This is a genomic window from Vibrio sp. TBV020 (genome assembly GCF_046056895.1).
Taxonomy (GTDB): Bacteria; Pseudomonadota; Gammaproteobacteria; order Enterobacterales; family Vibrionaceae; genus Vibrio.
Genome location: NZ_JBEEAQ010000003.1, coordinates 180254 through 199763 on the forward strand (window position 1 = coordinate 180254; position 19510 = coordinate 199763).

Annotated in this window: 22 protein-coding genes; all 22 read right to left on the reverse strand. The window is 44.9% G+C overall.

Annotated features, from left to right (window positions below; all coding sequences use genetic code 11):
* Positions 1-66 precede the first annotated feature (66 nt).
* Positions 67-1428 (reverse strand): bifunctional UDP-N-acetylglucosamine diphosphorylase/glucosamine-1-phosphate N-acetyltransferase GlmU, encoded by a 1362-nt coding sequence (gene glmU / locus AAFX28_RS08725; RefSeq protein WP_408687095.1) that lies wholly within the window; start codon positions 1426-1428, stop codon positions 67-69.
* Positions 1429-1579: 151 nt separating this feature from the next.
* Entirely contained in the window at positions 1580-2002 is a 423-nt protein-coding gene (locus AAFX28_RS08730) for a F0F1 ATP synthase subunit epsilon (RefSeq protein ID WP_126575760.1), read from the reverse strand.
* A gap of 18 nt (positions 2003-2020) precedes the next feature.
* The gene (gene atpD, locus AAFX28_RS08735; RefSeq protein WP_171760901.1) at positions 2021-3424 is read right to left on the reverse strand and encodes a F0F1 ATP synthase subunit beta; all 1404 of its coding nucleotides are present in this window, start codon (positions 3422-3424) and stop codon (positions 2021-2023) included.
* Positions 3425-3458: 34 nt separating this feature from the next.
* Complete coding sequence (gene atpG / locus AAFX28_RS08740; protein ID WP_005476185.1) at positions 3459-4325, reverse strand: F0F1 ATP synthase subunit gamma; 867 nt, start codon at positions 4323-4325, stop codon at positions 3459-3461.
* A gap of 42 nt (positions 4326-4367) precedes the next feature.
* Positions 4368-5909, reverse strand: coding sequence for a F0F1 ATP synthase subunit alpha (atpA, locus tag AAFX28_RS08745; protein ID WP_126575758.1), 1542 nt, complete (start codon positions 5907-5909; stop codon positions 4368-4370).
* Positions 5910-5922: 13 nt separating this feature from the next.
* Positions 5923-6456, reverse strand: coding sequence for a F0F1 ATP synthase subunit delta (gene atpH, locus AAFX28_RS08750; RefSeq protein WP_408687096.1), 534 nt, complete (start codon positions 6454-6456; stop codon positions 5923-5925).
* A gap of 14 nt (positions 6457-6470) precedes the next feature.
* Positions 6471-6941, reverse strand: a complete 471-nt coding sequence (gene atpF, locus AAFX28_RS08755) for a F0F1 ATP synthase subunit B (RefSeq protein ID WP_004417263.1) — start codon at positions 6939-6941, stop codon at positions 6471-6473.
* 72 nt (positions 6942-7013) lie between these two features.
* Positions 7014-7271: a F0F1 ATP synthase subunit C gene (gene atpE, locus AAFX28_RS08760; RefSeq protein ID WP_000450922.1), complete on the reverse strand. Its 258-nt coding sequence runs from the start codon at positions 7269-7271 to the stop codon at positions 7014-7016.
* A 44-nt stretch (positions 7272-7315) separates the two neighbouring features.
* Complete coding sequence (gene atpB, locus AAFX28_RS08765; protein ID WP_053440011.1) at positions 7316-8128, reverse strand: F0F1 ATP synthase subunit A; 813 nt, start codon at positions 8126-8128, stop codon at positions 7316-7318.
* Positions 8129-8136: 8 nt separating this feature from the next.
* Positions 8137-8526, reverse strand: a complete 390-nt coding sequence (locus AAFX28_RS08770; protein ID WP_408687097.1) for a F0F1 ATP synthase subunit I — start codon at positions 8524-8526, stop codon at positions 8137-8139.
* Positions 8527-8715: 189 nt separating this feature from the next.
* The gene (locus tag AAFX28_RS08775; protein WP_408687098.1) at positions 8716-9597 is read right to left on the reverse strand and encodes a ParB/RepB/Spo0J family partition protein; all 882 of its coding nucleotides are present in this window, start codon (positions 9595-9597) and stop codon (positions 8716-8718) included.
* 24 nt (positions 9598-9621) lie between these two features.
* Positions 9622-10395 (reverse strand): ParA family protein, encoded by a 774-nt coding sequence (locus AAFX28_RS08780; RefSeq protein WP_408687099.1) that lies wholly within the window; start codon positions 10393-10395, stop codon positions 9622-9624.
* A 14-nt stretch (positions 10396-10409) separates the two neighbouring features.
* Complete coding sequence (rsmG, locus tag AAFX28_RS08785) at positions 10410-11042, reverse strand: 16S rRNA (guanine(527)-N(7))-methyltransferase RsmG (RefSeq protein WP_408687100.1); 633 nt, start codon at positions 11040-11042, stop codon at positions 10410-10412.
* Positions 11042-12937 (reverse strand): tRNA uridine-5-carboxymethylaminomethyl(34) synthesis enzyme MnmG, encoded by a 1896-nt coding sequence (mnmG, locus tag AAFX28_RS08790; protein ID WP_408687101.1) that lies wholly within the window; start codon positions 12935-12937, stop codon positions 11042-11044. Before mnmG ends, rsmG begins: the two co-directional genes overlap by 1 nt.
* A gap of 470 nt (positions 12938-13407) precedes the next feature.
* The gene (mioC, locus tag AAFX28_RS08795; protein ID WP_408687102.1) at positions 13408-13848 is read right to left on the reverse strand and encodes an FMN-binding protein MioC; all 441 of its coding nucleotides are present in this window, start codon (positions 13846-13848) and stop codon (positions 13408-13410) included.
* 52 nt (positions 13849-13900) lie between these two features.
* On the reverse strand, positions 13901-15262 hold the full coding sequence (gene mnmE / locus AAFX28_RS08800) for a tRNA uridine-5-carboxymethylaminomethyl(34) synthesis GTPase MnmE (protein ID WP_408687103.1): 1362 nt from the start codon (positions 15260-15262) through the stop codon (positions 13901-13903).
* Between the two features lie 122 nt (positions 15263-15384).
* Positions 15385-17004, reverse strand: coding sequence for a membrane protein insertase YidC (gene yidC, locus AAFX28_RS08805; RefSeq protein ID WP_408687104.1), 1620 nt, complete (start codon positions 17002-17004; stop codon positions 15385-15387).
* Between the two features lie 2 nt (positions 17005-17006).
* Positions 17007-17270 (reverse strand): membrane protein insertion efficiency factor YidD, encoded by a 264-nt coding sequence (gene yidD, locus AAFX28_RS08810; RefSeq protein WP_408687105.1) that lies wholly within the window; start codon positions 17268-17270, stop codon positions 17007-17009.
* Positions 17237-17560 (reverse strand): ribonuclease P protein component, encoded by a 324-nt coding sequence (rnpA, locus tag AAFX28_RS08815; RefSeq protein WP_004411073.1) that lies wholly within the window; start codon positions 17558-17560, stop codon positions 17237-17239. Before rnpA ends, yidD begins: the two co-directional genes overlap by 34 nt.
* Before the next feature lie 45 nt (positions 17561-17605).
* Positions 17606-17740, reverse strand: a complete 135-nt coding sequence (gene rpmH, locus AAFX28_RS08820; RefSeq protein WP_004411068.1) for a 50S ribosomal protein L34 — start codon at positions 17738-17740, stop codon at positions 17606-17608.
* Positions 17741-17992: 252 nt separating this feature from the next.
* Positions 17993-18730 carry an amino acid ABC transporter ATP-binding protein gene (locus AAFX28_RS08825; RefSeq protein ID WP_408687106.1) on the reverse strand — a complete coding sequence of 246 codons (738 nt, stop codon included), beginning with the start codon at positions 18728-18730 and terminating at the stop codon, positions 17993-17995.
* A complete protein-coding gene (locus AAFX28_RS08830) occupies positions 18727-19398 on the reverse strand; it encodes an amino acid ABC transporter permease (RefSeq protein WP_408687107.1) in 672 nt (223 codons plus the stop codon). The genes AAFX28_RS08825 and AAFX28_RS08830 overlap by 4 nt, the downstream gene beginning before the upstream one ends.
* Between the last annotated feature and the right edge of the window lie 112 nt (positions 19399-19510).

Here is a 19510-nt window from a genome sequence, read left to right on the forward strand (position 1 = left end):
TAAATACAACAAAGCCGCTCATAATGAGCGGCTTTGCTTTAGTTCAGTTTGAAGTACGATCAGAAATTACTTTTGCTTTACTGGACGTTGCCAACCTGAAATTTTACGTTCTTTGGCGCGAGTGATGACTAACTCACCCTCTGCTACGTCTTTTGTTAATGTAGTACCTGCGCCAAGAGTTGCACCATCAGCAATCGTTACTGGCGCCACCAGCTGGCAGTCTGAACCAACGAAGACATCATTGCCGATCTTCGTCTTAAACTTATTTGCACCATCGTAGTTACACGTAATCACACCAGCACCAACATTGGTACGCTGGCCAATTTCTGAGTCACCTAGGTAAGTTAAGTGGTTGGCTTTAGAGCCTTCACCAATCCGTGTATTTTTTACTTCGACAAAGTTACCTACATGCGAGTCGTTACGCATCTCAGCACCAGGGCGAAGGCGCGTAAATGGCCCAACAGTACATTCTTCACCAACAGTCGCACCTTCAATCACACTATATGGACGAACCAACGTATTGTCGTCAATTTCACAGTCTTTCAGTACACAACCAGCGCCGATAACCACATTATCGCCCAGTGATACTTTACCCTCGATAATAACGTTGGCATCAATTTCACAATCCATACCACACTGCAGTTCACCACGTAGGTCGAAGCGAGCAGGATCACGAAGCATCACGCCTTGCTCTAGTAGCTTCTGCGCCTGCATGGATTGGAAAGCACGCTCAAGACGAGCTAGCTGAGCTCGGTCGTTAACGCCTTCCACTTCAATTGGGTTGACTGGGTGTACCGCCTCTACGGCACGACCTTCGTCATGAGCAGCTGCAATAACGTCAGTTAGGTAATACTCACCTTGGGCATTTTCGTTATTTAAGCCTGACAACCAACGTTTTAGATCGCCACCAGTAGCAACCATAACGCCCGTATTGATTTCTTTAATCAGTTTCTGCTCATCAGTCGCATCTTTTTGCTCGACGATAGCTACTACAGGGCCGTTGCGGCGAACAATACGGCCATATCCCATAGGGTTATCCAATACAACCGTTAGTAAAGCAATGCCACCCGTTGGTTGTGCATCAAGCAAGCCTTCGATCGTTTCTTCCGAGATCAGTGGCACATCACCGTATAGAACTAGGATCTTTTCATCATCTTCAAACTGTGGAGAAGCCTGATCCACAGCGTGACCAGTACCAAGCTGATCCGCTTGAAGCACCCAGTTGACGTTTTCTTTCGCAAGTTCTGCTTGCATCTGATCACCACCGTGACCATAAACCAGATGAATGTTTTGCGCGCCCAAGCTGCTACACGTATCAATCACATGTTTAGCCATTGGCCTACCAGCCAACGTATGAAGCACCTTTGGCTTATTCGAGTACATGCGAGTCCCTTTGCCCGCCGCGAGAATGACCGCGCTAAATTTCATTCGCTTACCTTATTGACGTTGTATTTATACTGAGAGGTATTCTAGACATTAATCGAAGATTAGTTAATCGGGTAGGATAAATTTCTAGCAAGAATTAAGCAAAAAGGCGACCTTACGGTCGCCTTTATCACTTTTAAAACAACGTTGAAAATTAACGACGTTGTTGTGTCAGCTCGATAACTCGAAGCTGAGCTATGGCTTTAGCCAGTTCACTAGCCGCTTGAGCGAAGTCCATATCACCGTGCTGGTTCTGAATTGCTTCTTGAGCACGACGTTTAGCTTCTTCAGCCTTAGCTGCATCCAGTTCTTCACCACGGATAGCTGTATCAGCCAGTACAGTCGCTGTACCAGGCTGAACTTCTACCATACCACCAGAAACATAAATGAATTCCTCGTGGCCGTGCTGTTTAACAAGACGTACCATGCCAGGCGTGATAGCGGTTAGCAGCGGAGTGTGACCATGGTAAATACCAAGCTCACCTTCGCTACCGGTCACCTGAAACGTTTCAACTAGGCCAGAAAAGATTTTCTTCTCTGCACTAACTACGTCTAGGTGAAAGGTTATTGCTGCCATATCGCCTCCTAGTTAGCCTTATAGCTTCTTCGCATTCTCGATAGCATCTTCAATTGCACCACAGTACATGAAAGCTTGCTCTGGAATGTCATCGTAATCACCAGCTAGTAGACCTTTGAAGCCACGTAGAGTCTCTTTAAGAGGTACGTAAACACCTGGGTCGCCAGTAAATACTTCTGCTACGTGGTAAGGCTGAGTTAGGAAACGCTCAATCTTACGTGCACGAGATACAACTTGCTTATCTTCTTCAGATAGCTCGTCCATACCAAGGATAGCAATGATGTCTTTCAGCTCTTTATAGCGCTGAAGAGTCTGCTGAACGCCACGAGCGATGTCGTAGTGCTCTTGACCAACTACTAGTGGATCAAGCATACGAGATGTTGAATCTAGTGGGTCGATCGCTGGGTATAGACCCATTGCAGCGATGTTACGGTTAAGTACAACCGTTGCATCCAAGTGTGCGAACGTTGTTGCTGGAGACGGGTCAGTCAAGTCATCCGCAGGTACGTATACCGCCTGTACAGACGTGATAGAACCAGACTTAGTTGACGTGATACGCTCCTGAAGTACACCCATCTCTTCTGCAAGAGTTGGCTGGTAACCTACCGCTGAAGGCATACGACCTAGCAGTGCTGATACCTCTGTACCTGCAAGTGTGTAACGGTAGATGTTATCAACGAACAGTAGAACGTCACGACCTTCGTCACGGAAACGCTCTGCCATTGTTAGACCAGTCAGTGCAACACGTAGACGGTTACCTGGTGGCTCGTTCATCTGACCGTAAACCATCGCTACTTTAGATTCTTCAGGGTTTTCAACGTTAACAACGCCAGCTTCCTGCATCTCGAAGTAGAAATCGTTACCTTCACGAGTACGCTCACCTACACCAGCAAATACTGATAGACCCGAGTGTTGTAGTGCGATGTTGTTGATAAGTTCCATCATGTTAACGGTCTTACCTACACCTGCACCACCGAATAGACCGATTTTACCACCCTTAGCGAATGGACAAACTAGGTCGATTACTTTAACGCCCGTTTCTAGAAGTGCAATCTCGTTTGATTGATCTTCGTAGCTTGGTGCTTCACGGTGGATAGAGTAAGTCTCTTCCGCACCGATTTCACCACACTCATCAATCGCATCACCAAGAACGTTCATGATACGACCAAGGGTCTTAGTACCTACTGGTACTGAAATTGGAGCGCCTGTATTTACTACTTCAACTCCACGACGTAAACCATCAGAGCTACCCATTACGATACAACGAACTACGCCACCGCCTAGCTGTTGCTGAACTTCAAGAACTAGACGCTCTTTTGAGTCCGTTACGTTTAGAGCGTCGTATACACTTGGTACGTCACTCTGTGGGAACTCTACGTCGACTACTGCACCGATGATCTGTACGATCTTACCTGTAGCCATCGTTAATCCTCTAACTATTTAGTTTTACCTAAGCTTAAACCGCTGCCGCACCTGAAACGATTTCTGATAGTTCTTGTGTGATCGCAGCCTGACGGGCTTTGTTGTACACAAGTTCTAAGTCATCAATCAGGTTGCTCGCATTATCAGTTGCAGCTTTCATTGCAATCATTCGAGCCGCTTGCTCACAAGCAAGGTTCTCAACCACACCTTGGTATACTTGAGATTCCACATAACGTACTAGAAGCGTATCTAGTAGCGCTTTTGGTTCTGGCTCGTAGATGTAGTCCCACTGGTGGGTACGCTGCATCTCTTCGCTGTCCGATTTAGGCAAAGGTAGTAATTGATCGATCGTTGGTTGTTGAACCATAGTGTTAACAAACTTGTTGCTCACAACATATAGTCGGTCCAATTCACCTTCATCGTATTTCTTAAGCATTACGCTTACAGAGCCGATTAGGTCTTCAAGACTTGGCTTATCACCAAGGCCAGATACCTGTGCCGCTACTTTTGCGCCGCTGTTGTTAAAGAAGCCAGTTGCTTTTGAACCAATCAATGCTAGTTCAATTTCTGCACCTTTTTCTTTCCAGCTTTGCATATCTGTGACTGCTTTTTTGAACACGTTAATGTTCAAGCCGCCACACAGGCCACGGTCTGTAGAAACGATGATGTAACCAACACGCTTAGCTTCACGCTCTTCTAGATATGGATGACGATACTCTAGACTTGCGTTAGCTACGTGACCGATCACTTTACGTATTGTTTCAGCGTATGGACGAGAAGCTTCCATTGCGTCTTGAGAACGACGCATTTTTGAAGCTGCTACCATTTCCATTGCTTTCGTAATCTTCTGAGTGCTTTTAACACTACCGATTTTATTACGTATCTCTTTTGCGCCGGCCATCGTTACTCTCCATTAGTTGGTGGCATTACTGCCACCGACCTATTACCAAGTTTGGGTTGCTACGAAGTCATCAGTCAGCTTCTTAAGCTGCTCTTCAACTTCATTGTTGTAAGCACCCGTCTTGTCGATCTCAGCTGCAAATTCAGCGTATTGACCGCGAGCGAACGATAGTAGAGCCGCTTCAAAATCTAGCAGTTTGCTTAGTTCAACATCTGCTAAGTAGCCGCGCTCTGCCGCAAAGATTACTAGAGCTTGGTCAAATACAGACATTGGAGCGTACTGCTTCTGCTTCATTAGTTCTGTAACTTTCTGACCGTGGTCTAGCTGTTTCTTTGTCGCTTCATCAAGATCAGACGAGAACTGTGCGAATGCCGCTAGTTCACGGTACTGAGCTAGTGCAGTACGGATACCGCCTGATAGCTTCTTGATGATTTTCGTCTGTGCAGAACCACCAACACGAGATACTGAGATACCTGGGTCAACTGCTGGGCGAACACCCGCGTTGAATAGCTCAGTCTGTAGGAAGATCTGACCGTCAGTAATCGAGATTACGTTTGTCGGTACGAATGCTGAAACGTCACCAGCTTGAGTTTCGATGATAGGCAGTGCTGTCAAAGAACCCGTTTTACCTTTTACTTCACCGTTAGTGAACTTTTCTACGTACTCTTCACTTACACGAGCTGCACGCTCTAGTAGACGTGAGTGGAGGTAGAAAACGTCACCCGGGAATGCTTCACGGCCTGGTGGGCGTTTTAGTAGTAGAGAGATCTGACGGTAAGCTACCGCTTGCTTAGATAGGTCATCATAAACAATCAGTGCATCTTCACCGCGATCACGGAAGTATTCACCCATCGCACAACCTGCGTATGGCGCTAGGTATTGTAGCGCTGCAGATTCAGAAGCAGATGCAACAACAACGATAGTGTTTGCTAGCGCGCCGTGCTCTTCTAGTTTGCGAACTACGTTAGCGATAGTCGATGCTTTTTGACCGATAGCTACGTAGATTGAGAAAATACCAGAGTCTTTCTGGTTGATAATTGCATCGATCGCCATTGCTGTTTTACCAGTCTGACGGTCACCGATTACAAGCTCACGCTGACCACGACCGATTGGGATCATTGAGTCAACAGATTTGTAACCAGTTTGAACAGGTTGATCTACCGATTTACGGTCGATTACACCTGGTGCAATCACTTCTACAGGCGAAGTTAGTTTCGCTTCGATTGGACCTTTACCATCAATTGGCTCACCTAGCGTGTTTACAACACGGCCAAGCATTTCAGGACCAACTGGTACTTCAAGAATACGACCAGTACCTGTAACTTTCATGCCTTCCTTAAGGTCAGCATATGGGCCCATTACAACCGCACCAACCGAGTCACGCTCAAGGTTAAGTGCTAGTGCATAACGGCCACCCGGTAATTCAATCATTTCACCTTGCATCACGTCCGCTAGGCCGTGAATGCGAATGATACCATCGCTTACCGATACGATAGTACCTTCGTTGCGAGCTTCACTAACAACTTCGAAAGATTCGATACGTTGTTTGATTAGATCGCTAATTTCCGTGGAATTAAGTTGCATGCTCCAATCCCCATTAAGACTGCAATGCATCGCTCAGGCGGCTTAAACGGCCACGTGCTGAGTTATCGATGACTAAGTCTCCGGCTCTAATAATAACCCCACCAAGTAGGGCCTCATCTACGCTGCAATTCAGCTGGACTTTGCGTTCAAGACGCGTTTCAAGTTTGCTGCTGATGTCTGCTTTTTGCTGTTCTGAAAGCTCAGTTGCTGAAATAACTTCAACACTAATTTCTTTCTCGTGTTCTTGCTTAAGTAGTAAGAACTCAGCACATACATCAGGAAGGGCCTCTAATCGGCCATTCTCAGCCATTACCTTAATTAGGTTTTGACCGAACTCATCAACTTGTTCGCCACATACCGCAACAAAAATTTCTGCTAGTTTTTCAGCAGAAGTAGAACTAGTTAATAGCTCATGAATTTGTTCGTTATTGGCAACTTCCGCTGCAAAAGACAACATTTGACCCCATTGGTCTAGTTGGCCTTTTTCAACAGCAAAGTCGAATGCTGCTTTAGCATAGGGGCGTGCGATAGTAGTCATATCAGACATATGCGCCCCCAGACTTAAAGTTTTGCAGTAATGTTGTCGAGAAGATCTTTGTGCGCATCTTTATCGATAGAACGCTCAAGGATTTTCTCAGCACCAGCTAAAGCCAGAGTTGCAACTTGTTTGCGCAGTTCATCGCGCGCACGGTTGCGTTCAGCTTCAAGTTCTGCTTCTGCTTGCGCTAGGATTTTCTGGCGTTCTGCCTGAGCTTCCTCGCGAGCTTCATCAAGAATTTGAGCTTTACGCTTGTTTGCTTGCTCGATGACCTCAGTTGCTGTGCGCTTCGCTTCTTTCAATTGAGAAGAAGCGTTAGCTTGCGCTAGGTTTAAGTCTTTCTCAGCGCGCTCAGCAGCGTGCAGACCGTCAGCAATTTTCTTCTGACGCTCTTCAATCGCTTGCATGATTGGCGGCCATACATACTTCATGCAGAACCACACAAATAGTGCGAATGAGATTGCTTGACCTAGCAGAGTTGCGTTCATATTCACAACAGCTACCCCTCTTTATTGGACTTAGTGTTAATCAATGACAAACCAGTGTTTGCCTTTGAAAAGCAATGATTAACCAGCTAGTTGACCAACGAATGGGTTTGCGAAAGTAAATAGTAGAGCGATTACGATACCGATCATTGGAACCGCATCTAGTAGACCAGCGATGATGAACATCTTAACTTGTAGCATAGGAGCCATTTCTGGTTGACGCGCAGCGCCTTCTAGGAATTTACCACCTAGAACTGCGAAGCCGATTGCAGTACCTACTGCACATAGACCAACGATGATTGCTACTGCGATTGCTGAAAAGCTCAGTACAGTTTCCATTACTATCTCCAAATATAACTTTTGACTAATAAGAGTTTAAAAAATTAGTGATCGCCGTCTTCGTGTGCCATCGACATATAAACAATCGTTAGCATCATAAACACGAAGGCCTGAATCAGAATTACCAGAATATGGAAAATTGCCCACGGTAGTGAACCCATCCATTGTAAATACCATGGTAACATTGCCGCACAAAGAATGAATACAACCTCACCTGCGAACATGTTACCGAATAGACGCATACCAAGTGATAGAGGCTTCGCAAGTAGCGATACCACTTCAATCAGTAGGTTAAACGGAATCATGGTCCAGTGATTAAATGGATGTAAAGCAAGTTCTTTGGCGAAACCACCTAGACCTTTCACTTTGATGCTGTAATAAATCATCAGAGCGAATACGCCTAGAGCCATAGCCATGGTGATGTTCACATCAGCAGAAGGTACAACCTTAAGGTAAGGGATACCAAGCCAATGCTCTGCTGGGTAAGGTAAGAAGTCGATAGGAACTAAGTCCATCACGTTCATTAAAAATACCCAACAAAAGATAGTCAGTGCTAAAGGTGCAATCAATGGGTTGCGTCCATGGAACGTATCTTTGACGTTTTCCGCGACAAATTCTACGATCATTTCAACAGCACACTGAAGCTTACCCGGTACACCCGCTGTCGTTCTCTTCGCTACTTTGTAAAAAATTCCTAAGAAGATTAAACCAGTAAACCAAGAAAAAAACAGGCTATCGATATGTACGTTCCAGAAACTTGCTTCATCCGCTACCAAGCCTAACTTAGCTAAAGAAAGGTTTGATAAGTGGTGGGCAATGTATCCGGACGATGTTAGCGCTTCACCTGGCGCAGCCATAACTCATCCTATTTTTTGTTGTTAATGAATAGCGCTGGCGCAAAGATATTAATACCTAGTACCAGCAAATAGGTTAGTTTGAGGGGAACAAGTTCCACCTCGATATACATGTAAGCAACGGAGAAGAGTGCTATTGTGATGAGGATCTTTAGTGCTTCTCCTGTAAAGAAAGACACAGCCACCATTTTCGCGGCACGCGCTCCTACAAAAAGAAATGCACACAAGGCAAATACAGCATTGGCGAAAACAAAAATGCTCCCTCCAATTAGCGCTGAAACTCCCCATTCAGTATTTACAGCAATCGATACTCCTGCTGCCACTAACGTAACCGCGCATATCTCGATCATCAACAATTGCTTTGCAAGCTCTCGTCCTGGTCTCGCTAACGCAGCTACCATGTATTCGTACCTCTAGTAATATCCACTTTGCACGACTTCGTTCTGTGCTGGGAAATTGGCGAAAATTATACGGTCAGTGCACCTTATTGCAATTAAAACCCTGCAAAAAGTTACAATTTTGTTTACAAGCCGACAACTTTCACACAAAAAATCGTTTTTTACATAATTGATTGAGATCAATTATCTCACTTAGCTCTCTAGCTTGGCAATCAGTTGCTCTAATTTGTGAGGCTCATCAAGACTAATCGTCACTTTGGACTTTCCGCTTGGATTTCGCACAATAGCAACTTTACCACCAAGCATTACACTCAATTTTTGTGACAATTCTTGTATCTCAACGTCCTGGGGCTCGTTTTTGTCTTCAACAACAGGCTGTAGACACTTTTTGACCAGTTGTTCAGTTTGACGAACGGTCAGTTGCTTCTTAGCAACTTGCTGAGCAACTTCTACTTGCTGGTCACCTTGAAGAGCTAAGAGAGCACGAGCATGGCCCATTTCGATACTTTTTTCAGCGACAAGACCTTTTACGTCATCTTCGAGCTGATTTAGACGTAATAAGTTACTTACTGTTGTACGTGACTTACCGATAACCTCAGCGACTTGTTGATGCGTCAGCTTGAATTCGACTTGAAGGCGATCAAGCGCTTGAGCCTCTTCGATCACATTAAGATCTTCACGCTGAATGTTCTCGATCAATGCCATCGCAATCGCCGCACGATCTTCAACATTTTTGATCACACATGGTACTTGTTTTAGGCCGGCTTTACGCGCAGCTCTCCAGCGACGCTCACCTGCAATGATTTCGAACTTATCGCTCTCGACCTGACGAACAACGATCGGCTGGATAATACCTTGCGATTCAATCGATGCGGCCAGTTCTTCAAGTGCTTCAGCTTCCATGTCTTTACGAGGCTGATAGACACCAGGTTTTAGACTGTTGATATTGAGGTCGGTTAAATTACCATCCGATGATAACTCTTGGCTATGTTGAGCATTTTGCTGCTTTTCGCGTGCCAATGAGCTAGTAGAAAGCAGAGCGTCAAGCCCTTTACCTAAACCACGTTTAGACATGAGACAGAATTCCTTTGGTTGTCGTTATGCAGGGACTTCTTCGCGACGAAGCATTTCACCAGCGAGAGCAAGATACGCCTTTGCACCTGATGAGTACTTGTCATAGTACATCGCAGGTTTACCATGACTAGGCGCTTCTGCTAAGCGTACATTACGTGGAATAACAGTGCGGTACACCTTGTTGCCAAAGTGTTTTTTCAATTGATCGGATACTTCATTCGATAGTCTGTTGCGAGGGTCATACATCGTACGCAGTAAGCCCTCAATTTTTAGATTTTCGTTAACAACAGCAGCTAACTTGCTGATCGTATCCATTAACGCAGTTAAACCTTCTAGTGCAAAATACTCACACTGCATAGGAACCAAGACCGAATCGGCCGCAGCCATAGCGTTGATTGTAAGAAGGTTTAGAGAAGGAGGACAATCGATAAAGATGAAATCATAGTTATCGCGAACTGAGGCCAGTGCGTGTTTGAGGCGAACTTCACGAGCAAACACTTCCATTAACTTGATCTCTGCCGCAGTCACATCGCCATTGGCAGCAATCAAATCATAGTGGCCAGACGTTTTTCGACATACCACATCTTCAAATGGTACGTCCTCAACCAGCAGTTCATAGGCACTGGCGTCGACTTGATATTTGTCTACGCCACTCGCCATCGTCGCGTTTCCTTGTGGATCGAGATCAATCACCAAGACTTTGCGCTTAGTCGCAGCCATAGATGCGGCTAAGTTGATACATGTTGTTGTTTTACCAACCCCGCCTTTCTGATTGGCAATTGCTACGATTTTTCCCACAATGGACCTCGCTATTATTCCTTGCGCGATAAGATTACTAGATGACGCTCGCCTTCCAATTGAGGAACATTCAAAGCTTTGACATCGGTCACAGAACACCAGTCAGGTAATTGGTCAATCTCATCCTGTGGTAATTGTCCTTTCAATGCTAAGAAACAACCTGAATCCGATTTTGGTAAGTGATGACACCACTCAACCATATCCTTAATGGAGGCGAATGCTCGGCTTAGTACACCATCAAACTTCTCTTCAGGTTGATACTCTTCGACTCGACTTTGAATCGGATTCACATTATCAATCTTTAGCTCATGAAGAACTTGCTTAATAAAACGAATTCGCTTGCCTAGGCTATCAAGTAAGAAAAATTCTTTACCCGGATTCATGATCGCTAATGGAATTCCTGGTAAACCAGGGCCAGTACCCACATCGATAAAACGCTCACCTTGTAAGTGAGTACTAACAATGATGCTGTCCATAATGTGCTTAACGAGCATCTCTTGCGGCTCACGAACTGACGTCAAGTTGTACGCTTTGTTCCATTTGTTGAGCATTTCAACATAACCCACCAACTGTTCACGTTGATGTGGCGAGACTTCTAAATCTGTTTGAGCAATCAGAGCATCAAGCTGTGTGCGTAGCTGAGACATTATTCTTCCTCACCTTTTTTTAGCATGCCGTGTTTCTTTAGATGAACAAGAAGAATCGAAATCGCCGCAGGTGTAATACCAGAAATTCGCGAAGCAATGCCGATAGATTCAGGCTTCGCTTCACTGAGTTTAGCGACAACCTCATTCGACAGACCTTTCACCTGAGAATAATCAATGTCGATAGGAAGCTTGGTATTCTCATGGCGTAGCGATTTCTCAATCTCGTCTTGCTGGCGCTTAATGTAACCTTCGTACTTCACTTGGATCTCAACTTGCTCAGCGGCCTGTTGATCATCTAGTGCTGGAGCGAACGCTTCTAGTTCTGTCAATTGTGCATACGTGATCTCAGGACGACGAAGAAGATCCTCACCACTCGCTTCACGAGCCATCGGTGTTTTTAATAAGCTGTTTAGCGCATCAACGCCTTCCGATTTTGGATTCATCCAAATATCTTTCAGACGCTGACGTTCTGATTCCATATTCTCAATCTTTTCGTTGAAACGAGCCCAACGAAGATCATCAATCAACCCTACTTTACGCGCATGCTCTGTTAAACGCAGATCAGCATTGTCTTCACGTAACAGTAAGCGATATTCGGCGCGTGAAGTAAACATACGGTATGGTTCTTTCGTGCCCATCGTGGAAAGGTCATCAATAAGAACGCCCATATAAGCTTGATCTCGGCGAGGACTCCAACCTTCTTTGTCCTGACTGTACAAACTTGCGTTAAGACCTGCCATCAAACCTTGAGCGGCAGCTTCTTCATAGCCCGTCGTACCGTTAATTTGACCGGCAAAGAATAAACCATTGATAAACTTAGTTTCGTAAGTCTGTTTTAAATCACGAGGATCAAAGAAATCGTACTCAATAGCATAACCAGGGCGAACAATATGAGCGTTCTCGAAACCCTTCATTGAACGTACGATTTGAACTTGAACATCAAACGGCAAGCTGGTGGAAATACCATTTGGATACAGCTCGTGCGTATCAAGACCTTCAGGTTCTATAAAGATTTGGTGACTGTTTTTATCTGCAAAACGCATTACCTTGTCTTCGATTGAAGGGCAGTAGCGAGGGCCAATACCTTCGATTACGCCTGCATACATAGGGCTGCGGTCAAGGTTGTTGCGGATAACATCATGAGTATTTTCATTTGTGTGAGTAATGAAACATGGAATTTGGCGTGGGTGATGTTCACGCTTACCCATAAATGAAAATACTGGAGCAGGATTATCTCCGTGCTGAACTTCAAGATCAGAAAAGTCCACACTACGAGCATCAATACGCGGAGGTGTACCTGTTTTAAGACGATTCACTCTGAAAGGCAGTTCTCGTAAACGATCGGCCAATGCGATCGATGGTGGATCCCCAGCTCGGCCACCAGAAGAGCTTTCCATACCAATGTGGATCTTTCCACCTAAGAAGGTCCCAACTGTGAGTACAACAGCCTTCGCATGGAATCGTAACCCCATCTGAGTCACTACACCTGTTACCTGATCGTTTTCAACAATCAGATCATCAACCGATTGCTGGAACAAGGTTAGATTAGGTGCATTTTCTAGCGCATTACGAACGTAAGCTTTGTAGAGTGCGCGGTCTGCTTGAGCTCGTGTTGCTCGAACAGCTGGTCCTTTTGAAGCGTTCAATGTTCTAAATTGAATACCAGAGTGATCGATGGCTTGAGCCATTAATCCACCCATTGCATCAACTTCTTTCACCAAGTGACCTTTACCAATACCACCAATGGCTGGGTTACAGGACATTTGACCTAAAGTATCAATATTGTGTGTAAGCAAAAGCGTGTTTTGCCCAGTACGAGCTGATGCGAGTGCGGCTTCCGTTCCTGCGTGACCGCCACCAACAACAATGACGTCAAATTTTTCGTGATAAAGCATGAACCGACCTCAGGTATTCAAGAGAGAGTTGGACAGATAAAAGAGCGTTATTCTACCCTCTTTCACGAAGAGAGAAAATGCTTTTGACTCTTTTCATTCAAAGGTTCAAAACTCTTATATATATAAGATCTATATATATGATCTTTTATTGGATCTATTATTAAGATCGCCCTTTTCTGTGGATAAGTAGAAAATGATCAACAAGATCATGGATCTTAGATGGATCATATCATGTGATCTTGCTTTGATCTGATCGAGGATTAACTGGGATCAAAAATGGTAGTTATGCACAGGGGGCAAAAAGGATCTAAGTTGTTATTTGGATAACTATAGGTTAATCACCGGATAGATCATACTTTATCCACAGCTCGTTTGATCAAAAAAGCAGCAAACAGTTCATAAGGAAATGAAGAAAGTTATACAGAGAGAGAAAATTTGGTGGGAAGTGGTCGTACTTACGACCACTTTATTTAGGCTTGGAACAGTTTAATATGGCTGTTTAACCACTCTTCAGCGGCATCTTCAGGTACGTCATGGCTAAGTACGTCAATAGTGAAGCACTCCGTTAAAGCTGTCGCACCGATGTCGGTGAGTAGGTCATGAGCATGCTGCCCAGCGGCACAGAATGTGTCATAACTCGAGTCACCAATGGCTATGGTTGCGTATTGTACATCGCTCATTTTAGGCGGTGTCGCTTGCAAAGATTGGATAAAGGGTTGGATGTTATCTGGATATTCTCCCGCACCATGGGTGGACGTAATCACAAGCCAGATACCTTGAGTATCGATTTCTGCGAGTTCGGGTTGGTTGTGAATGGTGGTATTGAAGCCTTTTTCAATCAGCAAATCACTTAAGTGATCACCAACGTATTCAGCACCACCAAGCGTACTGCCTGTAATAATGTGGATCATTTCTATTCCTTGTTGAAATAAAAAAAGCGCGGCTTTGAAGGCCGCGCTAGGGTTATTTACCAATACAGAATGAAGTGAAGATTCTGCCTAGCAAGTCATCAGAGCTGAACTCACCAGTGATCTCACTTAGATGCTGTTGTGCTATACGAAGCTCTTCAGCGAGTATTTCGCCAGCCATATAGCCTTCAAGCTGTTGTTGGCCGATATCAAGGTGCTGCGAAGCACTTTCTAATGCTTCCAAATGACGGCGGCGAGCCATAAAGCCACCCTCATTGCCACCAGCAAAGCCCATACACTCTTTTAAGTGGGTACGTAGAGCTTCTAAACCTTCACCTGTTTTTGCTGATAGGCGAATAAGTGTAGGATCGTTGACGTGACAGATACCGAGATCTTCACCTGTTTGATCGGCTTTGTTGCGGATCACCGTCATACCAATGTTATCAGGCAGGCGATCAACGAAGTCTGGCCAGATTTCTTTTGGATCCGTAGCATCTGTAGTCGTGCCATCAACCATAAACAGGACGCGATCAGCTTGTGCTATTTCATCCCACGCACGTTCAATACCAATCTTTTCTACCTCGTCTGACGCATCTCGAAGGCCTGCGGTATCAATAATATGTAGCGGCATTCCATCAATGTGGATATGCTCACGTAGAACATCACGTGTCGTACCTGCGATATCAGTAACAATTGCTGAATCTTTGCCTGACAGAGCATTCAATAGGCTCGATTTACCGGCATTTGGTCTACCAGCGATCACCACCTTCATACCTTCACGCATAATAGCGCCTTGATTCGCTTCTTGGCGCACGGCAGCTAAGTTATCAATAATGGTTTGCAGATCTGCGGCAACTTTACCGTCAGCGAGAAAATCAATTTCTTCTTCAGGGAAATCGATCGCGGCTTCGACATAGATTCGTAAATGGATAAGCGATTCTACAAGGGTATTAATTCGACCTGAGAACGCGCCCTGTAATGATTGCAATGCTGACTTTGCTGCCTCTTCAGAACTAGCATCAATTAGGTCTGCGATCGCCTCTGCTTGAGCTAAATCGAGCTTATCATTTAAGAAAGCACGTTCAGAGAACTCACCAGGACGTGCGGTGCGAATCCCTGAAATTTTAAGGATTCGTTTGATCAGCATATCCATAACAACGGGGCCACCATGACCTTGCAACTCAAGTACATCTTCGCCCGTAAAAGAGTGCGGGTTAGGGAAGTAAAGAGCGATACCTTGGTCGAGTTGTGTGCCATCTTCCTCGGTAAATGGCAGGTACTCGGCGTAGCGTGGACGCAGCTCTTTGCCAGTCACTTCGAGTGCGACTTTTGAGGCGAGTGGTCCAGATACGCGGATAATGCCCACGCCACCACGTCCTGGGGCGGTTGCCTGTGCAACAATGGTATCAGTTGTCATAGTTGTGCCTGTCTATTCTTGGTGCCATACAGTGGCAAATAAATCATGTGATGAATTGTAATCAGCTCAAATAAAAAAGGCGACCTTTAGGCCGCCTTTCTCAATTAAATTTCGCTTAAAGGTTACTTAGAGTGTAAGCCTTTCTTCTCGAGTGCTTTGTAAATTAGCGACTGTTGAATTAGCGTTACTACGTTCGATACTAGCCAGTATAGAACTAGACCTGACGGGAAGAACAGGAAGAAGAAAGTAAACATAACCGGCATAAAGGTCATGATCTTCTGCTGCATTGGATCCGTTACCGTTGTCGGGCTCATCTTCTGAATTAGGAACATAGATGCACCCATCAGTAGTGGCAAGATGTAGTAAGGGTCTTGTGCTGAAAGGTCATGAATCCAACCAAAGAATGGTGAATGACGCAGTTCAACTGACTCCATTAGTGCCCAGTATAGTGCAATGAAGATTGGCATCTGAAGAATCAGAGGTAAACAGCCACCTAGTGGGTTTACTTTCTCTTTCTTGTACAGTTCCATCATCTCTTGGCTCATACGCTGACGGTCATCACCGATACGCTCACGCATTGCTTGCAGTTTTGGCTGCAGCATACGCATTTTCGCCATAGACGTGTATTGCGCTTTCGTTAGTGGGTACATTGCACCACGTACGATGAAGGTCAAACAAATGATTGCTACACCCCAGTTACCCACAAAACCTTGGATAAATGAAAGTAGAGTGTGTAGTGGTTTAGCAATGAACCATAACCAACCGTAGTCAACTACTAGGTCTAGGTTAGGTGCAACTTCAGCCATTTGGTCTTGTAGCTTAGGACCAACCCAAAGTGTTGCTTGGAATTTTGCACTGTCGCCATCAGCAATGGTTTTGTTTGGCATACGAACACCAATATCACCAAGGTTGCCGATCACGCGAGTGTATAGGTTTGCACCTGGCTCGTTACGCGGGATCCACGCAGAAGCGAAGTAGTGTTGGATCATTGCTGCCCAACCTTGACCGTTAGCAAGGTTTAGAGACAGGTTACGATCCTGCATGTCTTCGAAGCTGTACTTTTTGTAACGAGTATCTTCAGTAGAGTATGCACCACCGCGGTAAGTTGGCATTGTGATGCTGCCACCAGCGTCAAGTAGGTTTTGACGTAAGTGAGCGTACATACCAAATGTCGCGTTGTTGCCTGATTTGTTCACGATGTCGTATTCAACGTCGATAGCGTAGCTGCCGCGTTTCATTACGAATGTTTTCGTGTATTCAAGACCGTTTGCTGTGAACGTCATTGGGATGCGTAGTTCATCTTGGCCTTCTGCCAGAACGAAACTATCGGCACTCACTGCGTAAGCTGGACGGTTTGTGCTGCTTAGATCGATACCTTGAGGGCCAACAAGACCACTCTGAGCAATGAATTGGTGGCCAGCTTCATTCTTCAGCAGAACGAATGGGTCTTCAGAATCAAGCTCATTCGAGTATTGATTCAGATCTGCATTGATAACATCACCACCAACCGTATCAATCGACAGAGTCAATACATCAGTTGTCACGGTAATAGTTTTAGCAGAAGCTTGCTGCGTCGGAGCTGGATCTAGCTCGTCTGCAAATGATGGTGCAGGTAGAGTACTGCTTGATTGAGCCTGCTCAACCGGCTGAGGCGTTGGATTCTTTGCAACTTGCCATTGCTGGAACAATAGGAAAGAAACCAGTGCTAGCGCGATTAACAGGATATTACGTTGAGAATCCATCGTTATTTATCTCTGTCTTGTTGTTGGACTGGTGGTACGGGATCGTATGTCCAACCCTTCTTATTTAAAGGGTTGCATTTTAATAGACGTTTGCTTGATAACCAACACCCTTTTACAAAACCGTGAGCTTTCAACGCTTCTAGGGTATAAGTAGAGCAAGTTGGGGTAAAACGACAACGTGGTCCAAGAATTGGACTAATAAAACCTTGATAAAATCGGACTAAGCCGATTGCTACCCACGTGAAGGGCGAGACAGGCGCTGCCATAATTTATCAAACAATTTGAAAATTTCTTCATTGCTTAAATCTTGCGCGGTTTTCTTGGCAATAACAACATAATCTTTGTGAGCAAGTTGATGCTGATTGTTACGAAAGCTTTCACGAGCAAGGCGTTTAAAACGATTACGACCAACGGCGGTTTTAATCTGCTTTTTAGGAACGGCTAAACCTAGTCGAGGATGAGATAGGCTATTTTTACGGGCAATGATGGTGAAATGAGGTGAGCCAGCTCTATGAGCTTGCTGGAAGACATTTTGATAATGCTCGGGAGTTAACAAGCGTAACTCCCGATTGAACGCGTACGTATTCAAAATAATCGAAGATTACTTAGAAAGACGCTTACGGCCTTTAGCACGACGTGCGTTGATTGTTGCACGACCGTTCTTAGTAGCCATACGTGCACGGAAACCGTGTGTACGCTTGCGCTTTAGAACTGAAGGTTGAAAAGTGCGTTTCATGATAATTACCTTTACTGATCAGTAGTTTTAGGTCAATGTTAACCCGGCGTGGGTATTAACGTCTTCTTTATATATAAAAGAGGGACAAACCGACGCCTCTCAACAAAGAGGCGGAATTGTAATCACAGTCACATAAACTGTCAATCTTTGAGCGACAGTAAAATAGGTGAAGATGAGTCTAAAATTCCGGCCGAGCGATTATACGTAGTGTGAGCAAAATCTCAAGGATCGATCGATCCTCATTGTTGATCTTTATTCAGCACCAACTTGTCGAAGGAACTTTTGTAAGCGAGGATCCTGTGGGTTACCAAAGATATCCTGTGGAGAACCTTGCTCAACAATGTTGCCTTCAGCCATAAAGATCACGCGATCGGCGACCTCTCTAGCAAATTGCATTTCATGGGTGACCACTAACATGGTCTGGTGTTTTGTTGCTAAGTCCTTCATTAAATTAAGAACTTCTCCAACCCACTCAGGGTCAAGTGCTGATGTTGGCTCATCAAAAAGCAGCAGTTCAGGCTGGAGTGCCATAGCACGGCCAATACCCACACGTTGTTGTTGGCCACCAGACAGTGCTGCTGGATAACTTTCGCCTTTATCACCTAAGCCAATGTCATCAAGAATCTCTTGAGCGCGAGCCAAAGCGTCAGATTTCTTCCAACCACGAACTGTGATTAAGCCTTCAGCAATATTTTGTTTTGCTGTCATATGGGCGAACAAGGCGTAGTTTTGGAATACGAAGCCTGTTTTGCGGCGCAGGGCAAGTACTTCAGCTTTTGTGTGTTTTTCACTATCGACACTGACATCATCAATAGAAATGACCCCTTTATCAGCACTTTCTAGGAAGTTTACAGTGCGCAGGAGGGTCGATTTACCAGTACCACTTGAACCAATAATAACGATGATCTCACCTTGATTGATTTCCAGGTCGATCCCTTTTAATACTTCAGTGTCGCCAAAGCGTTTATGAATGTTGTCTAACTTGATCATCGTACATACGCCTTATTGAGTTTATCTTCTGCCCAAATTTGAATGCGAGTTAGGATAACAACTACACCCCAGTATATAAGCGCAACGGCCAAGAAGGCTTCAAAGAAGCGGAAGCTTGAAGAGGCCTCCATTTGCGCTTTAGCCATGATCTCTGCAACGCCTAGAGTAAAAGCGAGTGAAGTCGATTTGATCATGTCGATAAAATAGTTCATCAGAGATGGCAGCGCGACGCGGGTAGCTTGAGGCAAAATGACACGACGCATTGCCTGTGATGTAGTCATTCCCACTGATAAACTGGCTTCCATTTGGCTGCGATCGATACCAATAATGGCTGCTCGAATACTTTCTGCCATATAAGCGGCGAAATGTAAGGTTAAGCCAATCACAGCAGCGCTAAACGCATCTAGGCCGACTAAGAACGGAAATACTTGAGGTAGGCCATAGTAGAGCAAAAATAGCTGAACAAGCAGTGGCGTACCGCGGAAAAAGCTAATGTATAGCTGACTAAGCTGATCAAGAACAGGGACGCGAAAAACACGAATATTCGCTAAAATCACAGATAAAATCAGTGAAAAGAACAAACCCCACGTCGCCATTTCCATGGTTGTGCCAAGATACTTTAGCAGTATCGGCATTAGATCCAGCATGTAGTTAAAATCGAATCCCATAACGTGTCCCAAACATTAAATCACGAGAATAAAAAAGCAAAACCCACTGCAAAGGAAGGAAAGCAGTGGGTTATAGGGTAGTCCAAACTCAATGGATTGAGTTGGACTTGCA